Source organism: Bariatricus sp. SGI.154 (assembly GCF_050313795.1).
Taxonomy (GTDB): Bacteria; Bacillota; Clostridia; order Lachnospirales; family Lachnospiraceae; genus CAMBRQ01.
Genome location: NZ_JBNPMC010000001.1, coordinates 14,817 through 40,947, shown reverse-complemented (window position 1 = coordinate 40,947; position 26,131 = coordinate 14,817). Strand labels below are relative to the sequence as shown.

General features: G+C 41.8%; 23 protein-coding genes and 2 pseudogenes. 18 read left to right on the top strand and 7 right to left on the bottom strand.

The genetic code is table 11. The annotated features are described in order from the left end of the window. From porA to ACQRBN_RS00165, 3 genes are all read left to right on the top strand, one after another. Positions 1–1,182, top strand: coding sequence for a pyruvate ferredoxin oxidoreductase (gene porA / locus ACQRBN_RS00175; protein WP_427736902.1), 1,182 nt, complete (start codon positions 1–3; stop codon positions 1,180–1,182). Between the two features lie 14 nt (positions 1,183–1,196). Continuing rightward, positions 1,197–2,129 carry a thiamine pyrophosphate-dependent enzyme gene (locus tag ACQRBN_RS00170; RefSeq protein WP_427736901.1) on the top strand — a complete coding sequence of 311 codons (933 nt, stop codon included), beginning with the start codon at positions 1,197–1,199 and terminating at the stop codon, positions 2,127–2,129. 103 nt (positions 2,130–2,232) lie between these two features. Then, a complete protein-coding gene (locus ACQRBN_RS00165; RefSeq protein ID WP_427736900.1) occupies positions 2,233–3,699 on the top strand; it encodes a sodium-dependent transporter in 1,467 nt (488 codons plus the stop codon). 144 nt (positions 3,700–3,843) lie between these two features. Here ACQRBN_RS00165 and ACQRBN_RS00160 read toward each other — a convergent pair whose 3' ends face one another. Beyond that, on the bottom strand, positions 3,844–4,446 hold the full coding sequence (locus tag ACQRBN_RS00160; protein WP_427736899.1) for a hypothetical protein: 603 nt from the start codon (positions 4,444–4,446) through the stop codon (positions 3,844–3,846). Between the two features lie 184 nt (positions 4,447–4,630). Here ACQRBN_RS00160 and ACQRBN_RS00155 point away from each other — a divergent pair, with 184 nt between their 5' ends. Both ACQRBN_RS00155 and proC read left to right on the top strand, forming a co-directional pair. After that, positions 4,631–5,311: a TIGR00266 family protein gene (locus ACQRBN_RS00155; protein ID WP_427736897.1), complete on the top strand. Its 681-nt coding sequence runs from the start codon at positions 4,631–4,633 to the stop codon at positions 5,309–5,311. 11 nt (positions 5,312–5,322) lie between these two features. After that, positions 5,323–6,132 (top strand): pyrroline-5-carboxylate reductase, encoded by an 810-nt coding sequence (gene proC, locus ACQRBN_RS00150; RefSeq protein WP_427736896.1) that lies wholly within the window; start codon positions 5,323–5,325, stop codon positions 6,130–6,132. Here the strand turns inward: proC and ACQRBN_RS00145 are convergent. Further along, a complete protein-coding gene (locus ACQRBN_RS00145) occupies positions 6,125–7,027 on the bottom strand; it encodes an AraC family transcriptional regulator (protein ID WP_427736895.1) in 903 nt (300 codons plus the stop codon). The genes proC and ACQRBN_RS00145 overlap by 8 nt on opposite strands. 154 nt (positions 7,028–7,181) lie before the next feature. Between ACQRBN_RS00145 and ACQRBN_RS00140 the strand changes: the two genes are divergently transcribed. Both ACQRBN_RS00140 and galT read left to right on the top strand, forming a co-directional pair. Then, positions 7,182–8,348, top strand: coding sequence for a galactokinase (locus tag ACQRBN_RS00140; RefSeq protein WP_427736894.1), 1,167 nt, complete (start codon positions 7,182–7,184; stop codon positions 8,346–8,348). Between the two features lie 73 nt (positions 8,349–8,421). Beyond that, the gene (gene galT, locus ACQRBN_RS00135; RefSeq protein WP_427736893.1) at positions 8,422–9,912 is read left to right on the top strand and encodes a UDP-glucose--hexose-1-phosphate uridylyltransferase; all 1,491 of its coding nucleotides are present in this window, start codon (positions 8,422–8,424) and stop codon (positions 9,910–9,912) included. Between the two features lie 255 nt (positions 9,913–10,167). Here galT and ACQRBN_RS00130 read toward each other — a convergent pair. The 3 genes and pseudogenes from ACQRBN_RS00130 to ACQRBN_RS00120 all read right to left on the bottom strand — a co-directional run. Further along, a pseudogene (locus tag ACQRBN_RS00130) lies at positions 10,168–11,088 on the bottom strand (transposase); the annotation flags it as partial. Between the two features lie 602 nt (positions 11,089–11,690). Further along, positions 11,691–12,317 (bottom strand): annotated as a pseudogene (locus tag ACQRBN_RS00125) (M56 family metallopeptidase); the annotation flags it as partial. A gap of 525 nt (positions 12,318–12,842) precedes the next feature. Continuing rightward, positions 12,843–13,232: a BlaI/MecI/CopY family transcriptional regulator gene (locus ACQRBN_RS00120; protein WP_427736892.1), complete on the bottom strand. Its 390-nt coding sequence runs from the start codon at positions 13,230–13,232 to the stop codon at positions 12,843–12,845. 236 nt (positions 13,233–13,468) lie between these two features. Between ACQRBN_RS00120 and ACQRBN_RS00115 the strand changes: the two genes are divergently transcribed. The 4 genes from ACQRBN_RS00115 to ACQRBN_RS00100 are packed head-to-tail and all read left to right on the top strand — an operon-like array spanning position 13,469 to position 15,428. Then, on the top strand, positions 13,469–13,651 hold the full coding sequence (locus ACQRBN_RS00115) for a hypothetical protein (protein WP_427736890.1): 183 nt from the start codon (positions 13,469–13,471) through the stop codon (positions 13,649–13,651). 56 nt (positions 13,652–13,707) lie between these two features. Beyond that, positions 13,708–14,676 (top strand): CPBP family intramembrane glutamic endopeptidase, encoded by a 969-nt coding sequence (locus tag ACQRBN_RS00110; RefSeq protein ID WP_427736889.1) that lies wholly within the window; start codon positions 13,708–13,710, stop codon positions 14,674–14,676. A gap of 17 nt (positions 14,677–14,693) precedes the next feature. Then, a complete protein-coding gene (locus tag ACQRBN_RS00105) occupies positions 14,694–14,894 on the top strand; it encodes a hypothetical protein (RefSeq protein ID WP_427736888.1) in 201 nt (66 codons plus the stop codon). Positions 14,895–14,930: 36 nt separating this feature from the next. After that, positions 14,931–15,428 (top strand): lanthionine synthetase LanC family protein, encoded by a 498-nt coding sequence (locus tag ACQRBN_RS00100; RefSeq protein ID WP_427736887.1) that lies wholly within the window; start codon positions 14,931–14,933, stop codon positions 15,426–15,428. A gap of 526 nt (positions 15,429–15,954) precedes the next feature. Here the strand turns inward: ACQRBN_RS00100 and fucO are convergent. After that, positions 15,955–17,103 (bottom strand): lactaldehyde reductase, encoded by a 1,149-nt coding sequence (gene fucO / locus ACQRBN_RS00095; protein WP_427736886.1) that lies wholly within the window; start codon positions 17,101–17,103, stop codon positions 15,955–15,957. A 190-nt stretch (positions 17,104–17,293) separates the two neighbouring features. Beyond that, on the bottom strand, positions 17,294–17,845 hold the full coding sequence (locus ACQRBN_RS00090) for a TetR/AcrR family transcriptional regulator C-terminal domain-containing protein (protein ID WP_427736885.1): 552 nt from the start codon (positions 17,843–17,845) through the stop codon (positions 17,294–17,296). Positions 17,846–18,023: 178 nt separating this feature from the next. On the opposite strand from ACQRBN_RS00090, the gene ACQRBN_RS00085 reads away from it, so the two are divergent. The 7 genes from ACQRBN_RS00085 (at position 18,024) to ACQRBN_RS00055 (ending at position 26,028) form a co-directional block, all read left to right on the top strand. Then, entirely contained in the window at positions 18,024–19,010 is a 987-nt protein-coding gene (locus ACQRBN_RS00085) for an ABC transporter ATP-binding protein (RefSeq protein ID WP_427736884.1), read from the top strand. Continuing rightward, positions 18,994–19,860 (top strand): ABC transporter permease subunit, encoded by an 867-nt coding sequence (locus ACQRBN_RS00080; RefSeq protein ID WP_427736883.1) that lies wholly within the window; start codon positions 18,994–18,996, stop codon positions 19,858–19,860. The genes ACQRBN_RS00085 and ACQRBN_RS00080 overlap by 17 nt, the downstream gene beginning before the upstream one ends. 9 nt (positions 19,861–19,869) lie before the next feature. Next, entirely contained in the window at positions 19,870–21,318 is a 1,449-nt protein-coding gene (locus ACQRBN_RS00075; RefSeq protein ID WP_427736882.1) for a Gldg family protein, read from the top strand. A 14-nt stretch (positions 21,319–21,332) separates the two neighbouring features. Next, entirely contained in the window at positions 21,333–22,244 is a 912-nt protein-coding gene (locus ACQRBN_RS00070) for a DUF4340 domain-containing protein (RefSeq protein ID WP_427736881.1), read from the top strand. A gap of 127 nt (positions 22,245–22,371) precedes the next feature. Then, a complete protein-coding gene (locus ACQRBN_RS00065) occupies positions 22,372–23,934 on the top strand; it encodes a chloride channel protein (RefSeq protein ID WP_427736879.1) in 1,563 nt (520 codons plus the stop codon). Between the two features lie 249 nt (positions 23,935–24,183). Continuing rightward, entirely contained in the window at positions 24,184–25,257 is a 1,074-nt protein-coding gene (locus ACQRBN_RS00060; protein ID WP_427736878.1) for an ABC transporter permease, read from the top strand. Beyond that, entirely contained in the window at positions 25,258–26,028 is a 771-nt protein-coding gene (locus ACQRBN_RS00055; protein WP_427736877.1) for an ABC transporter ATP-binding protein, read from the top strand. Positions 26,029–26,131: the final 103 nt, after the last annotated feature.

The window sequence follows — 26,131 nt, the reverse complement described above, 5'->3', positions numbered from 1 at the left end:
ATGGCAAAAAGAGATCGTTTATCAGGTAATGAGGCGGTAGCAATCGCGCTCAGGCAGATTAATCCGGATGTATTTCCGGCATTTCCGATTACTCCGTCTACAGAGATTCCACAGTATTTCGCTTCTTTTGTAGCAAATGGGCAGGTGGATACGGAGTTTATTCCGGTGGAAAGTGAGCACAGTTCTATGAGTGCTGCAATTGGAGCATCCGCAGCAGGTGCGAGAAGTTTGACAGCAACATCTTCTTGTGGTCTTGCCTATATGTGGGAAGAATTGTATATAGCAGCATCTAACAGACTTCCGTTGGCATTGGCGCTGGTGAACCGTGCGTTGTCGGGTCCGATTAATATCAACTGCGATCATTCTGACAGTATGGGAGCAAGGGACTCCGGATGGATTCAGATCTATGCGGAAAATAATCAGGAGGCGTATGATAATATGGTACAGGCATACCGCATTTCTGAACATCAGGATGTAAGACTGCCAATTATGATCTGCCAGGATGGTTTTATTACCAGCCATGCGGTAGAGAATATTGAACTGTTGGAAGATGATGAAGTCAAGAACTTTGTTGGAGAATATCGGCCGGAGAATTATCTGCTGAATCCGGAGTGCCCGATGGCTGTGGGTCCATATTCTATTACAGATTATTATATGGAAGCGAAACGCAACCAGGCAGAAGGGATGAAGCATGTAGAACAGGTTGTGTTGGATGTGGCAGAGGAATTCGCTAAAGTTTCCGGAAGAGAGTATGGTCTGTTCGAAGAATATTGTATGGATGATGCTGAAGTGGCGGTTGTTATGATTGGTTCGGCAGCCGGTACAACAAAAGATGCAATTGATAAATTAAGAGCCGAGGGTAAGAAAGTGGGGCTTCTGAAGATTCGTCTTTTCCGTCCGTTCCCTGCAGATGCAATTGCAAAGGCTCTTTCTAACGTAAAAGCAGTTGCAATCATGGACAGAGCAGAAGGCTATACGAACCATGGCGGACCGTTAGGAGCGGATGTGATGTCTGCTTTATTCAGAGCAAGATCACAGGCTTTGGCGGTGAATTATATCTATGGTCTTGGCGGACGCGATGTGCGAGTGGAAGACATGGAAAGTATATTTGCAACCCTGGAACAGATTGTAAAGAATAACGATGCAGGCGAGACCTATCGTTATCTGGGAATTAGAGAATAGGGGGGGACGCAAAAATGAATTATAATTTCAAAGAGACAATGAGCAAACCGGAACGTCTGGCTCCGGGGCATAGAATGTGTGCAGGCTGCGGCGGTACGATAGCGGTAAGGAATGTGCTTCGTGGTCTTCATGAAGGAGATAAGGCAGTCATCGGCAATGCGACCGGCTGCCTGGAGGTTTCTACATTTACATACCCATATACAGCATGGGAAGACAGTTATATTCACAATGCATTTGAAAATGCGGGGGCAACGTTAAGTGGTGTTGAGGGTGCATACAAAGCATTGAGAAGAAAAGGCAAATTAGATGAGACTTATAAATTCATTACATTTGGCGGTGACGGCGGTACTTATGACATTGGTTTTCAGTCTTTGTCCGGCGCGATGGAGCGTAATACGGATATGGTGTATGTGTGCTATGATAACGGCGCGTATATGAATACTGGGATTCAGCGTTCCTCTGCAACTCCAATGTATGCAGATACCACGACAACTCCGGTAGGGAGTGAAAGTAATGGTAAACCGCAGAATCGCAAGGACTTGGCTGCGATCATTGCAGCACATGATATTCCGTATGTGGCACAAACTACATTTGTCCAGAATTTTAAGGATCTGCATGTGAAGTCAGAGAAGGCGATCTATACTCCGGGAGCAGCATTCCTGAACATTATGGCGCCATGTCCGCGTGGATGGAGATATAACACGCCGGATATTATGGAGATCTGCAAACTGGGTGTAGAGACTTGCTATTGGCCGCTGTTTGAAGTAGTAGATGGCAAATGGATTCTGAATTATGAGCCGAAGAAGAAACTTCCGATCGAAGATTTTCTGAAGCCACAGGGGCGCTTCAAGCATCTGTTTAAGAAGGGCAATGAATATTTGATCGAAGAATTCCAGAAGGAAGTAGACAGAAGGTGGGAAGAACTTCAGTTCAGATGCTCCAGATAAGGGGACATTGATGAACACAACAGCCGAAGGCATGTATTACGGGATGCTCGAATGAGTATAATTATTCAAATGTAATTTGTATAAAACTAAAAGGAGAGAGAAAATGAAAAGAGAGAAATTCGGATCACGTCTGGGATTCATCTTAGTATCAGCCGGATGTGCAATCGGAATCGGGAATGTATGGAAGTTCCCGTATATGTGCGGAGAATTCGGAGGGGCCGCATTTATATTGATTTATCTGGTATTCTTATTGATTATGGGGATCCCGGTTCTGGTGTGCGAATTTGCAGTGGGACGTGGAAGTCGTTTAAGCGTAGCCGCGTGCTTTGAAAAACTGGAGCCGGAGGGGACACGCTGGCATGTGACAAAATGGATTGGGGTGATCGGAAGTTATCTGCTGATGATGTTCTATACGACGGTTGGCGGATGGATGATGTATTATTGCTATCGCAGCATTAAAGGAGAGTTTGCTGGAGCGACTGCCAAGCAGGTGTCAGAAGGGTTTGCAACCATGCTTGGAAATGTGCCGACTATGGCATTCTGGACAATTCTTATCTGCATCATTGGTTTTACCGTGTGCTATTTTGGAATCCAGAAAGGAATTGAGCGGGTGTCCAAGGTTATGATGTCTGCGCTTCTTCTTATTATGGTAGTACTGGCGATCCATTCCGTGTTCCTGGAAGGCGCTGGAGAGGGAATCCGCTTTTATCTGATTCCGGATTTCAATAAGATGGCAGAAATCGGAATCGGCAATGTAATCTTTGGCGCGATGAGCCAGGCATTCTTTACACTTTCTATCGGTATCGGCGCGATGCTGATATTCGGAAGTTATATGGGAAAAGAAAGAAGTCTTGCGGGAGAAGCAATCAGCATTACTGCGTTGGATACATTCGTTGCATTGATGGCTGGATTCATCATTATTCCATCCTGTTTTGCGTTCGGGATTGAGCCGGGAGCAGGTCCGAGCCTGATCTTCATTACGATTCCGAATATATTTGCCCAGATGCCGGGCGGAAGGGTCTGGGCTGCATTGTTCTTCCTGTTCCTGACCTTCGCCGCATTTACAACGATAGTGGCTGTGTTCGAGAACATTATCTCTTTTGACATTGATTTGTTTGGATGGTCAAGAAGCAAGAGTGTTCTGGTGAGTGCGGTATTGATCATTCTGCTTAGTATGCCGTGTGTATTAGGATTCAATGTATTGTCAGGATTTACGCCTCTTGGTGAAGGAACCAATATTATGGATCTGGAAGACTTTATCGTATCTAACAACCTGCTTCCTTTGGGAAGTCTTGGATATGTACTATTCTGTACCCGGAAGAATGGATGGGGATGGGATAACTTCCTGAAAGAAGTGAATACAGGTAAAGGCTTTGATTTCCCAAAAGGGCTGAGAGGATATGTATCTTATATTCTGCCGCTTATTATTATCGTAATCTATCTGAAGGGATACTATGATAAGTTCGCAGGACAGGGGAAAGTAGTGCTGTTAGGATGGATGGCTGCGGCAGTGCTGTTCCTGGGCTTCGTCTTATATTGTGCATTCTATAAAAAAAGAACTAAAGAGTAATGAAGAGTTATGATAAGAGCAGATTTGCAGAGGAGTAGTCATTCGCTGCAAATCTGCTCTTATGTATATCATATGTAACTTTACTCTTATGCCTAAGTAAATTATTGGACTCATCTGAGAGTAAATCAACAAGAATCTTCGATGTTAAGATACTTTTTTCTCTAAGGTACTGACACGTTCCTCCAGATTCGCTACTTTGTTGACAAGCAGGTGGATTGTGTCAGTCTCCACCTTTATCGTGTTGACCGTGTGTTCTAAGTATTCCAGGCGATTCTCAATTCGTTCAAAATGATTATTTGCTTTTATCTGAACCAAATCAACTTCTGAAAGAATGGAGTTCATGAGTTCTCTGTTGTTTTTCTTAATCTTTTTATCTATCTGTGCTGTGTGGGATGCGAATAACTGATCTGTTTTTTTCTCTTGTTCTTCAAGCCTTTGATTAAAATAGGTACTCTGTTCCTCGAGTTTTCGATCAAAGGAAGCACTCTGTTCCTCAAGTTTTCGATCAAAGGAAGCACTCTGCTCCTCGAGCCTTTGATTAAAATAGGCATTCTGTTCGTCGAACCTATGATTAATATAGGTAGTTTGCTCCTTGAATCTCTGCTCGATATTAGCATCTTGTTCCTTAAAACGTTGCTCGATATTGGCATTTTGTTCCTTGAATTTTTGCTCAATATTAGCATTTTGTTCGTCGAATTTTTCATTAATTAAAGTAGATATGGATTGAAGAAATTCTGTATTTGTCATGTGATCACCTCCTCGTCAACTAATGTACATTGATTATAGCATAATATATCAAAAATGTAATTAAGGCTGTACCTGGATTGAAGGAGTCGTATGTTCGTTCACATATTCTTAAGTTTCTGTCAATTGACACCCTGTATAGAAAACGTTATGATGGAGGAAATAAAGTGAATGGAGGTATAACTATATGAGATATCAGATACAGGGAGATACACTTCCGGTTGTGATCTGTCAGCTTGAGGGCGGCGAAAAGATGATCACAGAAGGCGGCGGAATGGCATGGATGTCACCGAATATGCTGATGGAGACGACGACAAACGGAGGAATTGGCAAAGCATTCGGCAGAATGTTCTCAGGAGAGCACATATTCCAGAATATATATACGGCTCAGGACGGTACTGGCATGATTGCATTTGCATCCAGTTTTCCGGGTTCGATCAAAGCATTCGATATTGCACCGGGGCAAGAGATGATCTTCCAGAAAAGTGCCTTCCTTGCCGGAGAAGCGAGTGTAGAATTATCCGTATTCTTTAATAAAAAGTTCGCTTCCGGATTGTTCGGCGGTGAAGGATTCATTATGCAAAAGGTAAGCGGAATCGGCACGATGTTCGCTGAATTCGATGGTCATGTAGTAGAGTATGAACTTCAGCCGGGGCAGCAGATTGTAGTTGACACCGGACATCTTGCGGCGATGACGGCGACATGTAAGATGGAGGTTAAGAGTGTGCCGGGTGTGAAGAATATGCTGTTTGGCGGTGAGGGAATCTTCAATACAGTGATCAGCGGTCCTGGAAGAGTATGGCTTCAGACCATGCCGATCAGTAATGTGGCAGGTGTCTTAAGACCGTATATGCCATCTGGTTCATAAGGAGAGATAGGATGTATAATGTAACTGATATAAAAGTAGGCTTTCTAGGGTTTGGCAATATGGGGCAGGCTATCGCAGATGGATTGTTATATACGAAGACTCTGCAGCCGGATCAGATATATGCGTGTGGTGGCAGTTATGGAAGATTGAAAAACAATGCCGAAGTAAGAGGTATTCATGCCTGCTATGATGCGAAGGAAGTAGTTGAGGCATCTGATGTCCTTGTGATAGCGGTAAAACCGGGAATGGTAGAACCTGTTCTAAGCCCTTTGGGAGCATTATTGAAAGAAAAGATGATACTCTCAGTAGTTGCGAACTATCTGTTCGAGGATTATGAAAAAATACTGCCGGAAGGATGCCATCACCTTAGTACAATCCCGAATACTCCGGTGTCTGTAGGAGAAGGAATTACGATTTGTGAAAAGAAGCATTCTCTTACGGAAGAAGGATATCGGATTATTATGGAATTGTTGTCTGGAATTGGCCTGGCAGTGGAAGTGGACGGAGATCAGGTTAATATTGCAAGTACGATCAGCGGCTGTGCACCGGCATTTGCCAGTATGTTTACAGAGGCGCTGGCTGATGCGGGCGTGATGTATGGCTTGCCGCGTAAGATGGCATACCAGTTGGCAGGACAGATGATAACGGGAACCGGAAAATTGATGACGGAGTCTGGAAAGCATCCGGGAGAGATGAAGGATAATGTATGCTCTCCGGGGGGAACTACGATTGTGGGCGTGGCTGCGTTGGAGAAGTGTGGAATGCGGGCGGCTGTGATTGAGGCCGTGGAGGCAGTGATGGATAAGTATGGAATTAACTAGAAAATGAAGTTTCCTCCAGATGTTCTCTTCGATACTGGCTGGGAGAGCACCCCATATACCGCTTGAATATCTGCCCGTAGTATGCGGAGGTGGAGAAACCTACTGTGCTTGCAATCTTTGTAACACTTTCTCCTTCCATCAGAAGCGGAAGGCTGTTCTGGATTCTCAGGAAGAGAATATAATCGAAGATTGTCATCTTCATATATTTCTTGAAAAAACGGCAGCATTCGCTCTTGCAGATATTTACATGGTCTGCGATATCATCAAGAGTCAGTTCTTGCGTGTAATTATTTTGTACGAAAGTCAGAATATCTTTTAGTCGTTTCAGATGCTTCTGTGGCTGATGTTCACTGGCAGGAAGAGAAGCGTAGTAGAGGTAGAATCTTCGCCAGATATCGGTCAGGAGCAGATGTACCTGTAATTCATAATCATTCGGAGGAGTCAGGGACAATCGATAGATTTCCTGTACTTTCCGGATGATTTCCTGATGCCAGTCAACATCCTTTCGAAGTTTCAGAGAATGCCATGCTTCATTCGAGGTGATGAAGTCAACATATTTGGTCTGAAGCAGACTGTTCTCATATCCGTAAATGAAACGGGGATGGAAAGTAATGGACAGATAATTACAGTCCTTCCCATCGATCATATATCCTGAATGCAGGGCATTGCTGTTGTTAAACAGACCCTCGCCCTCAGAAAGAGTGTACTTCTTATCGTTCACGTAATACTCAATCTGACCGGACATAATCCAGGTAAGTTCAATCTCGCGGTGCCAGTGCCATAGGAAGGTGCCCTGCTCGTAGGATTGGATTGATTCCGGACTTACATGGACCGGGAATTCATAGTTTCCATGCTGTTTTATTTCTTTTTGGTCTTTTTCAATGTGTAACTGCATAATGAATCACCATTTCCTCAATATTTTTATAATTTTATCAAATATTCTTATTGTGCATGAGGACATATCTCATTATAATCATAAATAAGATAAAGCGATTATGCAAGACGGTTAAGAAAAAAACAAAAAATAATAAAACATGGAGGAAATGACAATGAAAGAGAAATTAGTTCAGCAGTTCAAAGAAGTGTACGGTGGAGAAGGAGAGGTCCATACATATTTCGCGCCGGGACGTGTGAATCTGATCGGAGAGCATACGGATTATAATGGAGGTCATGTATTCCCATGTGCATTGACGCTTGGTACCTATGGAATCGTTAGAAACAGAGAAGACAGACAGTTGCGTTTCTACTCTGTGAACTTTGAAAAACTGGGAGTGATCGAGACAAGTCTTGATGAACTGGTTCCGGACAAGAATGCCAACTGGACGAATTATCCAAAGGGAGTAATGTGGGCATTCGAGAAGAGAGGTTACAAGTTGACTCATGGTTTGGATATTCTGATCTACGGAAATATCCCGAATGGTTCAGGACTTTCTTCTTCCGCATCTTTGGAAGTCCTGACAGGTCTGATTCTTAAGGATACTTTTGGTTTTGATGATGTGTCTATGATAGATGTGGCACTGATTGGACAGGATTCTGAGAATAACTTCAACGGATGTAACTGTGGAATCATGGATCAGTTTGCAAGTGCTATGGGCAAGAAGGATCATGCGATCTTCCTGGATACGAATACATTAAAATACGAATATGCGCCGGTTGTATTAGAGGATGCTAAGATCGTGATCACGAACAGTAAGGTAAAGCACAGCCTGGTAGATTCCGCTTACAACGACAGAAGAAATGAATGTGAGACTGCATTAAAAGAATTGCAGGAAGTAATGGAGATTGATACTTTGGGAGACCTGACAGAGGCAGAATTCGAGGCTCACAAAGACGCGATCAAAGATCCGGTAAGACAGAAACGTGCAAAACATGCAGTATATGAGAACCAGAGAACAGTACGTGCCGTAGAAGCTCTTAAGAACCAGGATGTGGAACTTTTCGGACAGTTGATGAACGCATCTCACGAATCTCTGAGATATGATTACGAAGTGTCTTGCGAGGAGATTGATATTCTGGTAGATCTTGCACAGGCAATGCCGGGAGTGATCGGTTCCCGTATTACCGGAGGCGGATTCGGCGGATGTACCGTAAGTATTGTGAAGAATGATGCGGTTGATACATTTATCGGTGAGATTGGAAAGACATACAAGGAGAAAGTGGGACACGAAGCAGAATTCTATGTAGTAGATATCGGTGATGGCGCAAAGGCAATCTAGTCAGCGTGGATATATCGGTTAAAATGATGAAATGTGAAATATTTTCTTAGTATTGCAAAGGAGAATCAGGAAGATGTTATCTAAAAGTATAAAAAAATTAGTAGAATACGGTATCCAGACAGGGCTTACTCCGGAATGTGAGAGAGTATATACAACGAATCTTCTGCTGGAACTGTTCCATGAAGATGATTATGAAGATGTTGAGATTGAAGCAGGAGAGATTGAATTAGAATCCGTACTGAAAGAATTGTTAGATGAGGCGGCAAGCCGTGGAATCATTGAAAACAGCATCGGATACAGAGATCTGTTCGATACAAAGTTAATGAACTGCCTGGTTCCAAGACCGGCACAGGTGCAGGAGACATTTGCGAAAAAATACGAAGTATCTCCGAAAGAAGCAACCGATTATTACTATAAACTCAGCCAGGACAGCGACTATATTCGTCGCTATCGTGTAAAGAAAGACATGAAGTGGAAAGTGGATTCTCCTTATGGAGAGATTGATATTACGATCAACTTATCCAAACCGGAGAAAGACCCAAAGGCGATTGCAGCAGCCAAGAATGCAAAAGCAAGCAGTTATCCAAAATGTCTGCTTTGCGTAGAGAATGAAGGATATGCAGGACGCTTGAATCATCCTGCACGAGAGAACCATAGAATCATCCCAATCACGGTAAATGACAGCAAGTGGGGATTCCAGTATTCTCCATATGTATACTATAATGAACACTGTATCGTATTCAACGGACAGCATGTGCCGATGAAGATTGAGAAGGCAACATTCATCAAGTTGTTTGATTTTATTAAGTTGTTCCCACATTACTTCCTGGGATCCAATGCAGATCTTCCGATCGTAGGCGGCTCGATCTTAAGCCACGACCATTTCCAGGGCGGACATTATACATTCGCTATGGCAAAAGCACCGATTGAGAAGGAAGTGACGATTCCGGGATATGAGGATGTAGAAGCTGGAATCGTAAAATGGCCATTATCCGTTCTTCGTATCAGAAGCAAGGATGAGAAGAGACTGATTGATCTGGCAGACCATGTACTGGGGGTATGGAGAGGCTATACGGATGAAGCCGCATTCATCTATGCCGAGACAGATGGAGAGCCTCACAATACGATTACGCCGATCGCAAGAAAAGTGGGAGATATCTATGAGTTAGACCTGACACTTAGAAATAACATTACGACAGAAGAGAATCCACTGGGTGTATATCATCCGCATGCAGAGTACCATAACATTAAGAAAGAGAATATCGGTCTGATTGAGGTTATGGGACTGGCGGTATTGCCGGCAAGATTGAAAGAAGAGTTAGAGATCCTTGCTGAGTATCTCGTAGAAGGTAAAGATATCAGAAGCAACGAGAAGATTGAGAAACATGCAGAGTGGGTAGAGAAGTTCCTGCCAAAATACGACAGCATTACGAAAGAGAATGTAATGGATGTGTTGAAAGAAGAAGTTGGAATTACATTTACTCATGTATTGGAAGATGCAGGTGTTTATAAGTGCACGGAGGAAGGACGCGAAGCCTTCATGCGCTTTGTAAATACATTATAGAGGGAATGAGTTGGAGATAGTTGCGTGTTGAGAATGGACGGCGGCGCGGAATGTGTCTGGTGGATTGCAAATCGGAGTATTTCGTGAAGAAGCCGTAACCGCAAAAAGAGCTGGAATCTTGCAATCGAGTACACTCACTCTGAAATCTGATGATTTCGCAGTTCGGATACTCTTGAGAATTTGATTTGTGATCAAATTCTCATGCCAGATTTCGGTTCTTTTTGCGCTAAAGGATTCTAACACTCATGCTACGACGATGTTTCCAAAGTGGCTTTCTGTCTGTATGGAGCGGATCTGGCGGTTCAGAATATTATTTTCGCTCTGAATATTGGCGTGGGATTCTTCCTTTAGTTCTTCCCAGCGTGTATTGGTTTTCATAACCTTATTTTTCTCTGCATCTTTTTCAGCATTATATTTATATAAACATTTTGCCTTATGCGGACATTCACTGCAGTCTGCACATTCATACACCTCAAAAGTCTGTGTATATCCATCCTGTTCTTTGGTTTCTGTTTGGATATGCCTTAATTCCCGTCCGTCATGGCATGCATAATAATGCTCGTCTTTAAAGACTTCGTACTTCATGTTACAATACTTCTCGATGTCTTCTTTATAGGCACGGGGGTTCCACTGCTCATGATCCTGAAGTTTGATATAACTGGCCACCGCATTTTCCTTCAGATACAGAAGATTCATATCCGCGGATAATAAAATAATTTTCCACAGCAACCTGGACATTCTAAGTGGGTTTAAATGCCCGTTCAGCATATGGTCTTCTTTCATCCTTATAAATGTAACTTCCAGGTCTGTCTTCGAATATTTGTCCCGTATCCATACTCGGATAAGAGGGCGTTGTATTTTTTATAAAGAGTATCTATCGTATCCGGCAGTCCGGCAAGATGGTAATTGAGCGTTCCGCTCCAGACAAATGTATAGCGGTTCGCATTGACCTCTATCTTTGTGCCTTCGATATAAAGTTGTTTAAGCGTAATGAGTTCCTCTTTCTCTAACCGATGCAGGAACTGATAATTCGGTTCATCCAATACCTCGCCTTTCCGCTTTTCCATTTGAAGTCATAGAAGGCATCCCTCTTTGGCATAAATCTACAATCCGGTCAACCGCACGCACTTCGCGCATATTTGCGTAAGTAACAACAGCATGCAACATGATTGGATTAGTATCCGGTTCTTCTCCGGTCAAAATAACAGGCAAGCAGACCTGAAAAATCTAAATTCTCCATCACTTTTTTCAGGGTATAGACTGGATCGTCGTCTGGGAAAGCCAATTTGTAGAAGTTGAAACTAATTTTATTACCCAACTCAAAAAAGTCGTTATAATAATCGTAAACGTCAAATTATACGCTTACGGACTATCTATTTCCCGACAGTTCCTTTACGACGATATGCTGAGAACAGCATAAGAAAAGTGACTATTATAGAAAAAGTTACACAGATGAATAATAATTAGTAATATACTACAAGAAAGATCCCTTTGTTTAGCAATAAGGGATCTTTCTTGTAGTATGTTTAAACTTTAATCCAATCTCCAATCCATTGTTTTGTGGTGTAATTATATTGGCGTTTGTATAAAACACCATTTATAGTTTTAAACTTCCAACCGATATCAGCACTAAACAGTGTAATCTCCGGAGAGTCTGCTTCGGGTATATTTTTATGAATTGCTATGGGAGTGGCTGTGGAAAAAGATGCGGCCAATACCGTTGATTCTAAATTAAAACTTAGAAAAAATGCACAAATAATGGCTAAAAAAAATTACGTTTATTTTTCATGAATATGTTTTCCTTTCTTGTAAATTGGTACACTTTGTAATTCGTCGGGAATAGAGTCAATATCTGCAAAATGCTCTCCGCCTACATAAATGGAATATCCGTTTCCGTTATCCAAAATATAAGAGTTGTTTTCGGTGATTTGTACTGCATCATTTGTCTCTGTTTTTTCGAGTTCACGGAAAGAAGCCTCTGGAACAAAGAAGACAGATAAAAGAACTGCAATACACACAAAACAACAACATAAAATTGAGTGTGAGTATTTTTTGTGTTGTATAGATTCTCTGCTGTTAAGAATAAAGTTAATTCGTGTAGTTAATATGGGTTGATTGTTTATTGCAAAGTTCATTAGACGACTTGGTACAATATGTTTAGCAGTTTGTATTTTTTTTGCAGTTTTCACAATTAGATCAGCATAATTTGTGGTATTGAATTTCTGATCGGATTGGATGAGAGAAAAGTCGTTCGATAGTTCCAGGAACAAAGCAAATTCTTTTTTTAGATATTGTACGAATGGGTTCCACCAGTGTATTCGACAGACGATTTCCATTAATAGACCAAACCAAAGATGGTGTTTTTTATAATGTGCAACCTCGTGCAGACAGATGTATTCTAGTTCTTTATCCGAAAAAAATCGATATTAGGAAGAATTAATATAGGTTTCAAGAAACCAGTGATAGCTGGTGAAATTGGTTCGGGAATGATTGCAATTTGTATTGGCTTTTTGTAATGACTATGTAAAAGTTCAAATAAATGGTAATATTTTGCATTATCCTCTACATAAAACTTAGAAAGATAATATTGCAGTCGCACATATTGGGTAAATAGTTGTATTAATAAAATAAGCGCTATAATAAACCAAGCCATAAATATGAAATCAGCAACTCTCATGCTACTGTTGGATACACGAATTGTTGAAAAATCAATTATTCTTGGTAATAATTGATAGGAAAAAACTGTGTAAGTGAATGGGAGATTAAAAGGTATTGCCATACGAACGAGTATAATAAGAATACCTATTAATGAAAACTTTATCGTACGCTCAAAAAAAATTGAAGATCGATGCATGATTATATGCAGGTATCCCATGAGAAAGAGTGTTACAATAAAGCATGTATAAAATGGTCCGAGTGTAAATGACATATTATTTTTCACCTCCTCTTTCTATATCTTGTTTCTTTTGTGCAATTATTTTTTCCAATTCCTCTAATTCGCTTAAACTTGTTTCGGAATCAATTAAAGATGCGATTAGTGAGAATGTTTGTCCTTTTCCAAGGATATCCTTATAGGTATTATCAAGATACTCTTCTTTAGAAATAAGTGGAGCGTAACGTCTTGTCAGTACTGTGCCACTATAGACTATGTCAGTCACTTCAATTGACTTGTTTGCGACTAGTGAACGAAGACAGGCTTGAACAGTATTGATATTTAATGTTTCGTTCTGTTTTACAATGTCAGATGCAATTAAGGGCTTATCGCTGTTCCACAATATTTTCATGATTTCTAACTGTTTTTTTGTAAAGCGCTTTTTCATATCAAACCTCCTTTTTTAAATTTAATCTTGTTATTAAATTATCACACAAAAGAGAAAATATGTAAATACTAAGGAAAGAAAATAATATTTTATCAGTATATAATAAAATGAATAATAAAAAAATAAATTATATGTAAAAGAAAGTTGAAAAAATAAAAAATAATGATATATTAAAAATATACAAACAAAGAATCCTAAAGCTGTAAAACAAAAAAGTAATAAAAAGAAGGATTACTATGAATAAACAGAATAATTTTGATCTTGACTTAAGGAATGTGGAAAATAATGGATCGGCAGGTTCGTTGTCAATCGGTACAAGTGTTCCATGTGAAGTGGCGACTGTTACAATTGGTTTGACAAAAGCAAATAAATGTAAATCTGTTGCCCCCCACAACTGGAATGACTTCTGCATGCTGTAAGAAGAATGCGGCAGAGCCGCAGTGTATTTAAGGTGCTAATAAGAGGAGGTAAGGTGTTGAAGAAAAAAATAAATATGGATGCTAGGAGAATAATTTTTTTTATGGTTGCTTACCTAGTCCCTTGGTTATTTGTACCCTGGATTAAACCTGGCATGATGTCATTAGCATTTGGTGAATATATTATGACGCTTCCAACAAGCGGAGTGATACTCGGACAATGGTATATTAATAAAGGAAAGAAAAGGGACTTTTTTCAAAAGATCTTTATAGTAGGAAGTTGCTGTTGTTCTCTTTATATATTTATCTGTATTGCAGGAATCGTGAAAGAAGAATATATGAATATATGGAATAGAAGTTTATTCGCTGTTTTTAGTCTTTTATTATTTTTTTATTGCCTTTTATATGGTGGGGAATCATTATATCCGTTTAAGAATCAAAAGAAAATGGCAATAATTGTGGGAGCATTAATTGTAATTAAAGGGATTTATTTAGCTGTTTTTGGGGTTAATTTTAATTGCGGAAAGTATATTATCGCTCAAGTTTATGGCATACCTTCTATAATGGCGCTTAGCTGTTTTAATTTTTTAGGAGAAGAGTTCGCCTGGCGAGGATATTTGCAAAAAAGATTACAGAGTTGTGTGGGAAAGCGTATGGGGGTGATTATATTGGGTATTATATGGGAATTATGGCATATACCACTTTGGGTCACGACTTTTCAGCTAAATCGGCAGGAGGCTGGATTAGGAATAATGATTGTAGCAAGATTTATTAATGTGATTGGTTTAGCTATTTTTTTGGGATGGGTATATATGAAAACTGAAAATGTGTGGTTATGTGCGTTGCTACATGGTATGAATAACGCGACATTGACAGGAGTAGCAGATGGCATTTTGGAGGTACACGGAATACCAATAGGGGCAATTATTCAGCCGGTAATATTGTGGATGTTTATTTTCTCAAAAGAATATAGAAAGGAATCTAGCGTTACTCAATATGGTGGTAGACAAAAGACTGAAGTAGTATAAAAGTGAAAGTGTTTGAAATGGAAAGAATAGGAAAGAAAATAGACAACTATATTGAACATGTAATTATTTGTTATGGAAAGAATGATTTTGAAGTGATGAAGAAAGAAAGTATTTCTCTTTTGTTTTTTGCTTCACAGATGATGGGAGCAGACAATACAATTCGACGAAAAGAGGATATTTTAGAAATTGCAGAAAATTTGATAAATCAAATTAATTAAAAGCCAGACATATATGTTGATTTTTTTGATGCGAAAATGTACGGAGAATTGGGGGAATTAGCATTTTCATTCCACGAAATTGAGCAAAAGACAGGAAAACTGAAGGATTCATCAGAACTTCTTAATCGACTCTTTCTAAGAAATGTTTGCCAGAAAATTGTCGGATTTCAGCAGGCTAAGCTTGCATTTGCCACGTATGATATTCTTGGAGGAATTGCAGGAGTGATTTATTATCTTTTGGATTGTCCAGAAATATTGGAAAATTCAGAAGAAAAGCAGAAAGTGCGAGAGTTGATCCGTTTTTTGATTTATCTGTCCGAAGATTATGTTTATCGAGGAAAGAAGGTTCTGAGATATCATATCAGAAGAAAGCAGCAGTGGCTTAAATGGGAACGTAGTCATATGAAAAAGGGACATATTAATTTTGGCACTGCTCATGGGATTATAGTGCCTTTGGTTACGCTTTCAAAAGCGAGAAAACTAAAAATATTGGAAGCAAATCAGGATTATGGGATTATGCAATTGAAAAATTGATTGGCTTATATGAGAGTTTTTGCGTAGAAGAAAATGAAATTGTTCGATATCCAAGAAGGCTGGCGATAGAAGATTTTGTACGAAGAAGGGGAACGGATCTTACGGAAAATAGTGGTTGGGCGTATGATTTGACGTTTGCTTACGACCCACAATCCACCATCCACCATACACCATACACATTCCGCGCTGTCTGTCAGTCTTGATTAGCGCAAGGTTATCTTAGTGAGGAGATTCTCGGCGAGAGTAGGTGAGGGATTTTGGTAATCTGTCTCCCCAATACCGTCCCACATTCATCCACACCAGAATCCTTGCTGGTAAATGTCTCAGAAGACGGGAGGGCAGTCGATGGCGTAGGTTAAGCGGAGCGTTCCGAAGATCCGTCCCCAAGATGTTGGTTCGCGAAGAAGGAGGCGCTATCGCCGACGCCTTCGCAAACCTACAGATTGGTGGACTAGCTGAGGTAGAGCGAAGCCTCGGAGCCAGCGACTGCCCTCCCGGCCTCGGTCGCCATTCACCAGATCCCCTCTTAAATCAAAGCCTTGAACAAAGCCGTGATATCCTCCACAGAAGTCTCCTTCGGATTTCCCGGGCGGCATGCATCTGCGTAAGCAGATTCTGCCAGGAATGGAATATCCTCTTCTTTTACGATCTCTTTTAAGTCTTTCGGAATACCTACGTCTTCTGCTAATTTTCGAACTGCATCTACAGCTGCTTTACGGTATTCTTCCTGAGACATATTCTCTACACCTTCAACACCCATAGCGATTGCGATATCTTTATATTTTGTGCCAGTAGCGTCAGCGTTGTACTCCATAATGCTTGGCAGCAGGATTGCATTAGCGATTCCGTGTGGGGTATCGTATTTTGCGCCTAAGGTATGAGCCATGGAGTGAACGATTCCAAGACCTACGTTAGAGAATCCCATACCTGCAACGTACTGTCCAAGTGCCATGTCAGCACGGCCTTCCGGAGTGTTATTCACAGCGCCTCTTAAAGAACGGGCAATGATCTCGATTGCCTTAAGATGGAACATATCGGACAATTCCCATGCGCCTGCTGTGATATATCCTTCGATTGCATGTGTCAGGGCATCCATACCTGTAGCAGCGGTTAACCCCTTTGGCATACTGGACATCATATCCGGATCAATGATTGCGATAACCGGGATGTCATGTGGGTCAACACATACGAATTTTCTGCTCTTTTCAACGTCTGTAATTACGTAGTTGATCGTAACTTCGGCAGCAGTACCAGCAGTGGTCGGAACTGCGATAATCGGGATAGATTTATTCGGCGTATCAACAGCACCTTCCAGGCTTCTTACATCTTCATGCTCCGGATTAGCAATGATGATTCCGACTGCTTTTGCAGTATCCATAGAAGAACCGCCACCGATGGCAATGATGTAATCAGCATTAGATTTCTTGAATGCTTCTACACCTGTCTGTACATTCTCGATGGTTGGGTTCGGCTTGATGTTAGAGTACAGTTCGTATTCAAGATCGTTCTGGTCAAGCACGTCCAATACCTTCTGGGTTACTCCGAATTTTACAAGGTCCGGATCAGAACATACGAAAGCCTTCTGATAGCCTCTGATTTTCGCTTCAGTTGCAATGTCATTAATTGCACCTGCGCCGTGATAAGATGTTTCGTTTAAAACGAATCTGTTTGACATAATGGTTTTCTCCTTTTCATGAATTTCTACAGTCTGTTATAATTATAACAGACTGTAGAAAATGAAAAAAAGTTACAAAAAAAGCCGCGTGTCACAAAAGTGACAAGCGGTAAAAAGTGTAACATTTTATGGGCTTCCAAAGCATCCGGGGAGAACTGCTGATGGCAGATCCTGTAGATAATGCCTCGTGTTAATTGAGATCAGTAAGAAGTTCTTTCAAAGATCCCGGCAAAGCGAGAATCAAAAGATTCGCCATCTCTTCAGGCTTAAGATCCATATCTTTTCTTGCCCATTCGACGGTCATGTAGATAGATCCGCGGCAATACATTTCTAAGAGAAAACGGATATCCTTATCCAGCGGTTTTCCCGTCTTCTTCCTAATAATATTCGTATAGAATTCCAGGATGCATTCGTAATCATACTGTATAAGAGAATTATAATCCTGCGACTGGAAAGCAGAAGTAAAAAAACAGCGTTCATTCTGGATGAACTGGAATTTTTTAATCAGCCCCTCTTTTAAAGTAAGGCTTACGCCCATCTGCCGGAAGGACTGGTCGGCAAGTTTCTCAAAATGCCAATTCACAAGATCATACTTGTCTTTAAAATTTCGATAGAATGTCTGGCGCGTCATGCCGCTGTTTTCAACGATCTCTTTCACGGTTATCTTATCTAATGGCTTCTTCTCCATGAGCTGCATCATAGAGGAGACGAACTTATTGCGGGTCTTATCTGTGTTGTCCATGCTATGCTTCTCCAATATCATTTGCTACTAATTATTATAGGCATTCAGAAAAAGAAGCGCAACCTTTACTGGAAAATTAGCAGGATAATTTATCACAGAATGGACATAGATTCATCACATACTTTTCAAAATACTGTCTTATATTGGTAACAGATTTTGTGTAATAGGAGGAAGGACATTGATAGAAGTTAAGAATCTTACGAAGAAGTATGGCAGTCATATGGCTGTGGATCACTTAAGTTTTACAGTGGAAAAAGGCCAGATCTATGGATTTCTTGGACCAAATGGTGCGGGCAAATCTACTACGATGAACATTATGACCGGATATCTTGGCGCAACGGAAGGACAGGTGCTGATCAATGGGCACGATATCTTAAAAGAACCGGAAGAGGCGAAGAAGTGTATCGGATATCTGCCGGAATTGCCGCCGCTCTATATGGAGATGACGGTGGAGGAGTATCTGAACTTTGCCGCAGAATTGAAGAAGATTCCGAAGAAGGAGATTGAGAATCAGGTGAATGCAGTCGTTCGTCTTGCGAGACTTCAGGATGTGAAAGGACGGCTGATTCATAATCTGTCTAAGGGATATAAGCAGAGAGTAGGGCTTGCCCAGGCGATGCTAGGATTCCCGGAGATCATTATTCTGGATGAGCCTACGGTAGGGCTGGACCCGAAGCAGATTATTGAGATTCGGGAGTTGATTCGAAGTCTTGCGGAGAATCATACGGTAATCCTAAGTTCCCATATCCTGGCAGAAGTAAGAGAAGTATGCGACTATGTCATGATTATTTCCAATGGCAGACTGGTTGCCAGTGATACGCCGGAGAATCTTGAGAATGTGATGAGCGGTACGGGTCATATTGAGATCGAAGCAAAGGGACAGAAAGATGCAGTGAAAGAGGTCCTGAATCAGATAGAAGCAGTCCAGAAAACAGAGTACAAGGAGAATGCAGATGGAACGGTCGCTGTTCAGATAGAGGTAAAAGGACAAGAAGATATCCGGGAGAGGCTGTTCTTTGCATTTGCAGAGAGGAAGATGTCGCTTTTGACTTTGAAACTGAATAAGTCTACTTTGGAAGAGGTATTCCTGGAATTGACTCAGGGTGATGCGGGTAATTTTAGGAAAGCAGAGAAGGAGGGAAACGGCGATGAAAGCAATCTATAAGAGAGAATTGAGATCATATTTTCATTCTATGATTGGATACATATTTATTGCGTTTTTGATTGCATTTACGGGAATCTATTTTATGGCATATAACCTGAATTATGGTTATCCGTATTTTGCTTATGTATTATCCGGAGTCATCTTCCTTTATCTCATTGCGATTCCTATCCTTACGATGCGCAGTTTTGCAGAGGATCGGAAGAATAAGACAGATCAGCTGCTTTTGACAGCACCGGTGAATCTGTTTCAGGTCGTGATGGGCAAATACCTGGCTATGGTAACGATCCTGGCGGTACCTTGTGTCATCTGCCTTATATTTCCGTTGATCATTAAGTCTCAGGGAACTGCCTATATCCTGATTGATTACCTGTCGATCCTGGTGTTCTTTCTATTGGGATGCGTGTACATTGCGATTGGTATGTTCATCTCATCTCTGACAGAGAGTACTATTATTGCTGCGATTGGAACTTTTGGCATTCTTGTGGTGATGTATCTGTGGAGCGGGATTCTGGATTTCCTGCCCGTATCTGCGATGGCAAATGCAGTCGGTGTTGTGTTGATTCTGTCATGTGTTGTGCTGGCGGTATGGCAGATGACTAAGAACTGGATTGTATGCGCAGGGCTGGAGGTTCTGGTAGTGGCAGGCTGTGCCATTGTCTATGTATGGAAAACCAGTCTCTTCGAGAATCTTCTTGCATCCATTCTGGGGAAACAGGATCTTGTGGATATATTGACAGGCATCTCTTCAAATCATCTTCTGGATATCAGCGGAATCGTATTATATCTTTCGATTGTTGCAGTGTGTATCTTTTTGACTATGCAGATGATACAGAAAAGACGCTGGAGTTAGGAGGGGCTTATGTTAGAAAAGATCAAACATATATTTAAAAGTAAAACTTCCAGGAACGGAAGTTATAGTGTGGGTATGATTGCTCTGGTAGTCTGCATTGTAGTGGTACTGAACCTGATCGTAGGTCAGTTGCCGGAGAATATCCGCAATATAGATATCAGTGACAATAAAATATATGAGATATCTGATACGAGTAAGAAGATATTAAAAGATCTGGATAAAGATATTACTTTCCAGGTATTTGCTAAAAAGAGTTCTGCAGACGAACGGATTAAGACATTTCTTGAGAAATATACGGCTCTGTCCGGTAAGATAAAGGTTGAATGGATCGATCCTGTTCTGCATCCTTCGGAACTGACGGAAAATAATGTAGAGTCGGATACGATACTGATCTCCTGTGAGGATACGGGAAAGAGTACGACGGTTGCCTTTCGTGACATCATCGTTGTAGATGAATATTCATACTATACAACGGGAAGTGCGACAGAGAGTGAATTCGATGGTGAGGGACAGTTTACCAGTGCGGTCAATTATGTGACCAGTGATGCGACAAAGAAGATCTATTACACTTCCGGGCATGGCGAGAGTACCTTCTCCACTTCAGTATCCGACCTTTTGGATAAGAATAATATGACGGAGGAAGAACTGAACCTGCTTATGGCGGAGAAGATCCCAAAGGACTGTGATCTTCTTTTCATGTTTGCGCCTTCGAAAGATATTACGGAAGATGAGAAAACGCTTCTTACAGATTATATGTCTGATGGAGGCAAAGTGTTTGTGATACTGGGAGAGAGTGAGGATGCCACTCCGAATCTGGATGCTTTCCTTACAGAGTATGGTATTGAGCCGGAGAACGGATATATCGCAGATATGCAAAGGAATTATCAAGGCAACTATTATTACATCTTCCCGCAGATTAGTGGTTCGCAGGAAATGACCGAAGGATTGACATCTGATATGGTGCTGCTGATCAATGCGCATGGGTTCACCCTGACAGATCCGGCAAGAGATACGATTAATGTGTCATCATTTATGAGTACTTCTTCAGATGCTTATGCGGTGACTCAGGAAGATCAAAAGCAGGGAACCTATATGTTGGGGGCGGTTGCTACCGAAGAGATTGCGAGTGAGGAAACAGATACAAGTGAGGAATCAGATACAAGTGAGGAATCAGATACAAGTGATGAGAGCAGGCTTACAGTAATTTCTGCTGACAGTTTGATTGATTCCCAGGTGACAGATGCATTCCCGACATTGGAGAATCTGGATCTGTTCATGAATGCAATCTCTGCTAATTTTGATGATGTGGAAAATGTAGCGATTGAGCCGAAGAGCTTGGAGGTTACTTATAATACCATGCAGCATGCGGGAGTTATAAGTTTGCTGGTAATATTCGGAATTCCATTCATCATATTAGTATATGGATTCGCATGCTGGTGGAAGAGAAGAAAGGCATAAGGAGAAGATGAGTCATGAAGCAGAAAAAAGTGATGCTGATACTGGTTGGTATCCTGGTGGTGCTTGCGGCACTTTACGGAGGATTGCGTGTATGGAATCAGAAAAGTCAAGAGAAAGAAGCCAAGCAGGCGGAAGTAGATAAGATTCATATTACAGAGACGGACGGTCTGTCTGCATTCTCCTATACGAATGGTACAGATAATATGGGGTTCGTTCAGGAGAATGACACATGGTATTATGATGAAGATAAAGAGATCCCGGTCTCCCAGAGTACAGTAGAAGGAATTGCAAATGCGATTGAAGGGCTGACAGTAGCAAGAGAACTTGAGAACCCGGATGCGTTAGAAGACTACGGACTGACAGAACCTTCCTACACGATTCAATATACATCGGATGATGGTACGGAATCTGTACTGTATATCGGTGATGCCACGGGAGAAGATTATTATGCAACAGTAGGTGATACTGGCAAGGTATATACCATAACGAGCAGCATTGTATCCCAATTGCAATTCGAACTGTCCGGAGTGGTTAAGAATGATTCTGTTCCGTCGATTGGCAGTGGTAATCTGAAAAAAGTGGAGATTACGGACAATGGCGAGACGATGACTTACAAAGAGGAGGATGAACTTGCAGAATTGGCGGGTGGATTCGGAGTCTTGTCTCTGACAGATTGTGTGAATTATCATGTGTCTGATGAAAATCTTGCCGGATATGGGTTGGATGAAGCGAGTAGAATGACGGTTGTTGCAACCTATAAAGATTCCGGTACGGAAGAAAATGAGACGTTTACTGTATACATAGGTAAAATGGATGAGTCTGGCACATATCGATATCTTTTGGTGAAAGACTCTAAGATGGTATATCAGGTGAGTAAAGATGTGGTAGAGAATATGACTGTGGTTGAAACTGAATCAGAAGAATAACAGATGGTTTTAGGATGAAAAATGATTCTGGAATAAGATATTTGTAAAAAAATGCTGAATCTTGAGACGTAGTTTTGTATAATAGGATGTAAACAAATGATGAGAGAATAATGTAGGAGGAAGAAAATTGAAAAAGGATACATCCAGCACCATTAAACGTGCGGAACGTTTTCAGGTAATATTGATTGGGGAAGGGATACTGGTTGGAGGTATCGGAGGACTTGTGATTGTGCTTTACCGAATGAGTCTGGAATATGCGGGTCAGTGGCTGAATATGATTCTGGAATTCTGTAAGCAGAGCCCGGTGCGGATTGCCGTATGGTTCGTGATACTTCTGGCTATGGCATGTCTGGTAGGGAAACTTCTGAAGTACGAGCCGATGATATCAGGCAGTGGTATCCCTCAATTAGAGGGAGAGATGATTGGCAAATTAGATCAGAAATGGTGGAGAGTCCTGCCGGCGAAGTTCTTCGGCGGATTCTTATGTCTGCTTGGAGGCCTGGCGCTTGGAAGGGAAGGTCCGTCCATCCAGTTGGGAGCCATGGTGGGAAAGGGAGTATCAAAAGGATTAGATCGAGGAAAGACGGAAGAAAAGTTCCTGCTCACTTGCGGGGCAAGCGCAGGTCTTGCTGCGGCGTTCCATGCGCCTCTGGCGGGAGTTATGTTTTCGCTGGAGGAAGTGCATAAGAATTTTTCAGTATCGGTATTGTTATCCGTGATGACGGCATCCCTGACGGCAGATTTTATGGCATCTACAGTCATGGGAGTGGATTCAGTGTTTCAGTTTGAGATCGTGCAGGGATTGCCACAGGAGTATTATTGGATGATTCTGATCTTAGGCATAGTGCTGGGAATCTTAGGGGCATTCTATAATTGGTTCACCCTAAAAGTGCAGTCTTTATATAACCATGCGAAGTTCCTGAATACGACTACAAAACTTATGATACCATTCGTGTGTGCCGGAATTCTTGGATTCACGGTACCGGAACTTCTGGGAAGCGGACATGCATTGATTGAATATCTGACGAATGAAGATGTGATGCTGAAGACAGTGATATTCATACTGATCGGCAGATTTATCTTTTCAGCGATTAGTTTTGGCTCTGGGGCGCCGGGGGGAATCTTCTTCCCGTTATTGGTATTAGGCGGGTTTATTGGAGGAACATTTGCAACGGTAGGCGTCCAGTATTTTGGACTGGATGCGATGTATATCAATAATTTTGTATTGCTTGCAATGGCAGGGTATTTTGCTGCAATTGTAAGAGCGCCATTGACGGGAATTATCCTGATCTTTGAAATGACAGGGTCATTAAGCCATATGTTGTCGCTATCGATTGTTTCGATTGTGGCATATATTGTGGCAACCCTTCTTAGATCGAAGCCAATCTATGAGAGTCTTCTGGAACGGATCTTGGAACGCCAGGGTGAGAAAGTGACGGCGGATCATGGACAGAAGGTATTGACGAACTTCGTGGTTCAGCAGGGATCAAGGCTTGATGAGGCATTGGTCAGTGAGATAGAATGGCCGAATAATTGTCTGCTGGTGGCAATTCAGCGTGGATCTGATGAGATTATTCCGAAGGGGAGGACGAAACTTCAGATTGGGGATGTGATTGTGACTATGACGGATGAAAGAGATGTGGCGGTGGTGCATGATAGGATGGAGGTGCTTTGTCGGGAGAATCTGTGATGAATTTTTTTCAGAATGTACGGTTGCTGTGAGGAAATAGTGCGGTAAGATGCCTCCAGTCGTCAATAACCCATAAGAGAAATAGCGGGTTGTAGGTATGAGGGGATAGGGAGTGTATAGAGAATGGGGAGATGATTCATAGATGAAATGAATAAGTGTGGGTGTTGATAAGGATTTTCAATTTGGATTCTGGGGAATCCTTTGGTACACTATAACTGTATGAGTATGAACGGGGCAGGAGATGGGATTATGGGATCAAATAAGAAGAAAGGTTCAAAGAACGGTATCGACAAAAGCCAGTTGGACAAACTGACAAGACAGCAGTTGAAGGAACTGGAAGAGAAGGAGAAGACGCGCGGGCAGATTATTCTGGACTGGGTTATCATGATATTGCCGGTGGTCTGCGGTATTGTGGCGATCGGAGAGTATCTGTGGGTTCCGGATAATAGTCCGAATAAGAACCCGAATACTTATCTTGGGATGCTTGTGATTTTCATTGCGGCATTTCTTATTTACTTTATCGTTGCTTTGGTGAAAAAGTTAAGAGGGGATAAGACGGTTTTAGATATGCTGCGTTATAGGGCGCCGTTATTTTCGGCGTTGTTCTTACTGTTGGCAGGCTATGATTATCTGACACTGAAGACTGGTATATTGACGCAGCCTTTCGTTCCGTGTATGAATTATATTATAAATATTGCATGGACGGATCGTGCGTATCTGATTGAATGTACATTACATACATTGCGTCTGCTGTTTTTAGGATATTTTATCGGAGTAGCCCTTGGACTGGTGACGGGAATCACCTGTGGATATTCTGAGAAGGTACGGTATTGGGTGAATCCGGTTATCAAGTTCTTGGGACCAATTCCGACATCTACCTGGATTCCGATTGTAATGGTTGTTGCAACTTCGCTGTTTAAAGGTGCGGTGTTCATCATTGCTTTAGGTTCATGGTTTGCGGTTACGGTTGCTTCCATGACAGGTATCTCCAATGTAGACAAGGACTTTTTCGAGGCCGCAAGAACGCTGGGAGCAAGCAGCAGACAGTTGGTATTCAGAGTAGCGATTCCGCACGCGATGCCTTCAATACTGCAGGGCTGTACACAGGCAATGAGTTCTGCATGTGTGGCAATTATGATTGCGGAGATGATGGGTGTAAAAGCCGGATTAGGCTGGTATATGAACTGGGCAAAATCATGGGCGGCATATGATAAGATGTTTGCGGCGTTATTCGTAATTTGTTTCATCTTTACGATTGTAACAAAAGCCCTGGATCTGGTGAAACGGCGCGTATTAAGATGGCAGAATGGAGTTGTGAAGTAAATGGCAGAGAAGAAAGTTACTTTGAAATTAGAGAATGTATCGAAAAGTTTTGCAAAAGTAGAGAACGACGAAGTTACCCATGCTCTGAATGCAATCGATATGGAACTGAAAAGCGGTGAATTCATCAGTCTGGTTGGTCCATCCGGATGTGGGAAATCTACGATTCTTCGCCTTGTTGCCGGTCTGATTACTCCAACTACCGGCAAGATAACCGTAGACGGCAAAGAAATCCTGGAACCGTCACCGGAGCGTGGCATGGTGTTCCAGAAGCCGACCCTATTCCCTTGGCTGACTGTTGAAAAGAATATTGCCTTTAGTCTGAAGATGCAGGGGAAACTTAAGGGGAATGAAGAGAAAGTCGAGCGTATGCTGAAGGTAATCGGATTGGAATCTTTCCGTGAGGATTATCCGGGACAGTTATCTGGTGGTATGGCGCAGAGAGTTGCACTGGTGCGTTCTCTGATCAACGAGCCGGATATCCTGCTCTTAGACGAGCCTTTGGGAGCGCTGGATGCATTTACCCGTATGAATATGCAGGATGAGATCCTTAAGATATGGCAGGAGAGAGGGCAGTTAGCGATCATGGTTACCCATGATGTGGATGAGGCTATCTATATGGGAACCCGTGTCATCGTTATGGATGCGAATCCTGGACGAGTGGTGGCAGATATTAAGATTGATGAAGAATATCCAAGAGACCGTTCTTCGGCAGCGTTTGTTGAGTATCGTAACGAGATTCTTAACAGACTGCATTTTGGAGGCAATAAGTAGGAGTCGCTTATGCCGGGTCTGCGAGAGGAGGCAGACATTTATGATGATCCGACAGATCGGAGATGTTTTCTCTGATTTTATGGATATAGAATAAAAAAAGGAG

Coding starts and splice junctions, on each gene's coding strand:
- porA (WP_427736902.1), top strand. CDS start 1: ATGGCAAAAAGAGATCGTTTATCAGGTAATGAGGCGGTAGCAATCGCG.
- ACQRBN_RS00170 (WP_427736901.1), top strand. CDS start 1,197: ATGAATTATAATTTCAAAGAGACAATGAGCAAACCGGAACGTCTGGCT.
- ACQRBN_RS00165 (WP_427736900.1), top strand. CDS start 2,233: ATGAAAAGAGAGAAATTCGGATCACGTCTGGGATTCATCTTAGTATCA.
- ACQRBN_RS00160 (WP_427736899.1), bottom strand. CDS start 4,446: ATGACAAATACAGAATTTCTTCAATCCATATCTACTTTAATTAATGAA.
- ACQRBN_RS00155 (WP_427736897.1), top strand. CDS start 4,631: ATGAGATATCAGATACAGGGAGATACACTTCCGGTTGTGATCTGTCAG.
- proC (WP_427736896.1), top strand. CDS start 5,323: ATGTATAATGTAACTGATATAAAAGTAGGCTTTCTAGGGTTTGGCAAT.
- ACQRBN_RS00145 (WP_427736895.1), bottom strand. CDS start 7,027: ATGCAGTTACACATTGAAAAAGACCAAAAAGAAATAAAACAGCATGGA.
- ACQRBN_RS00140 (WP_427736894.1), top strand. CDS start 7,182: ATGAAAGAGAAATTAGTTCAGCAGTTCAAAGAAGTGTACGGTGGAGAA.
- galT (WP_427736893.1), top strand. CDS start 8,422: ATGTTATCTAAAAGTATAAAAAAATTAGTAGAATACGGTATCCAGACA.
- ACQRBN_RS00120 (WP_427736892.1), bottom strand. CDS start 13,232: ATGAAAAAGCGCTTTACAAAAAAACAGTTAGAAATCATGAAAATATTG.
- ACQRBN_RS00115 (WP_427736890.1), top strand. CDS start 13,469: ATGAATAAACAGAATAATTTTGATCTTGACTTAAGGAATGTGGAAAAT.
- ACQRBN_RS00105 (WP_427736888.1), top strand. CDS start 14,694: ATGGAAAGAATAGGAAAGAAAATAGACAACTATATTGAACATGTAATT.
- ACQRBN_RS00100 (WP_427736887.1), top strand. CDS start 14,931: ATGTACGGAGAATTGGGGGAATTAGCATTTTCATTCCACGAAATTGAG.
- fucO (WP_427736886.1), bottom strand. CDS start 17,103: ATGTCAAACAGATTCGTTTTAAACGAAACATCTTATCACGGCGCAGGT.
- ACQRBN_RS00090 (WP_427736885.1), bottom strand. CDS start 17,845: ATGGACAACACAGATAAGACCCGCAATAAGTTCGTCTCCTCTATGATG.
- ACQRBN_RS00080 (WP_427736883.1), top strand. CDS start 18,994: ATGAAAGCAATCTATAAGAGAGAATTGAGATCATATTTTCATTCTATG.
- ACQRBN_RS00075 (WP_427736882.1), top strand. CDS start 19,870: ATGTTAGAAAAGATCAAACATATATTTAAAAGTAAAACTTCCAGGAAC.
- ACQRBN_RS00070 (WP_427736881.1), top strand. CDS start 21,333: ATGAAGCAGAAAAAAGTGATGCTGATACTGGTTGGTATCCTGGTGGTG.
- ACQRBN_RS00060 (WP_427736878.1), top strand. CDS start 24,184: ATGGGATCAAATAAGAAGAAAGGTTCAAAGAACGGTATCGACAAAAGC.
- ACQRBN_RS00055 (WP_427736877.1), top strand. CDS start 25,258: ATGGCAGAGAAGAAAGTTACTTTGAAATTAGAGAATGTATCGAAAAGT.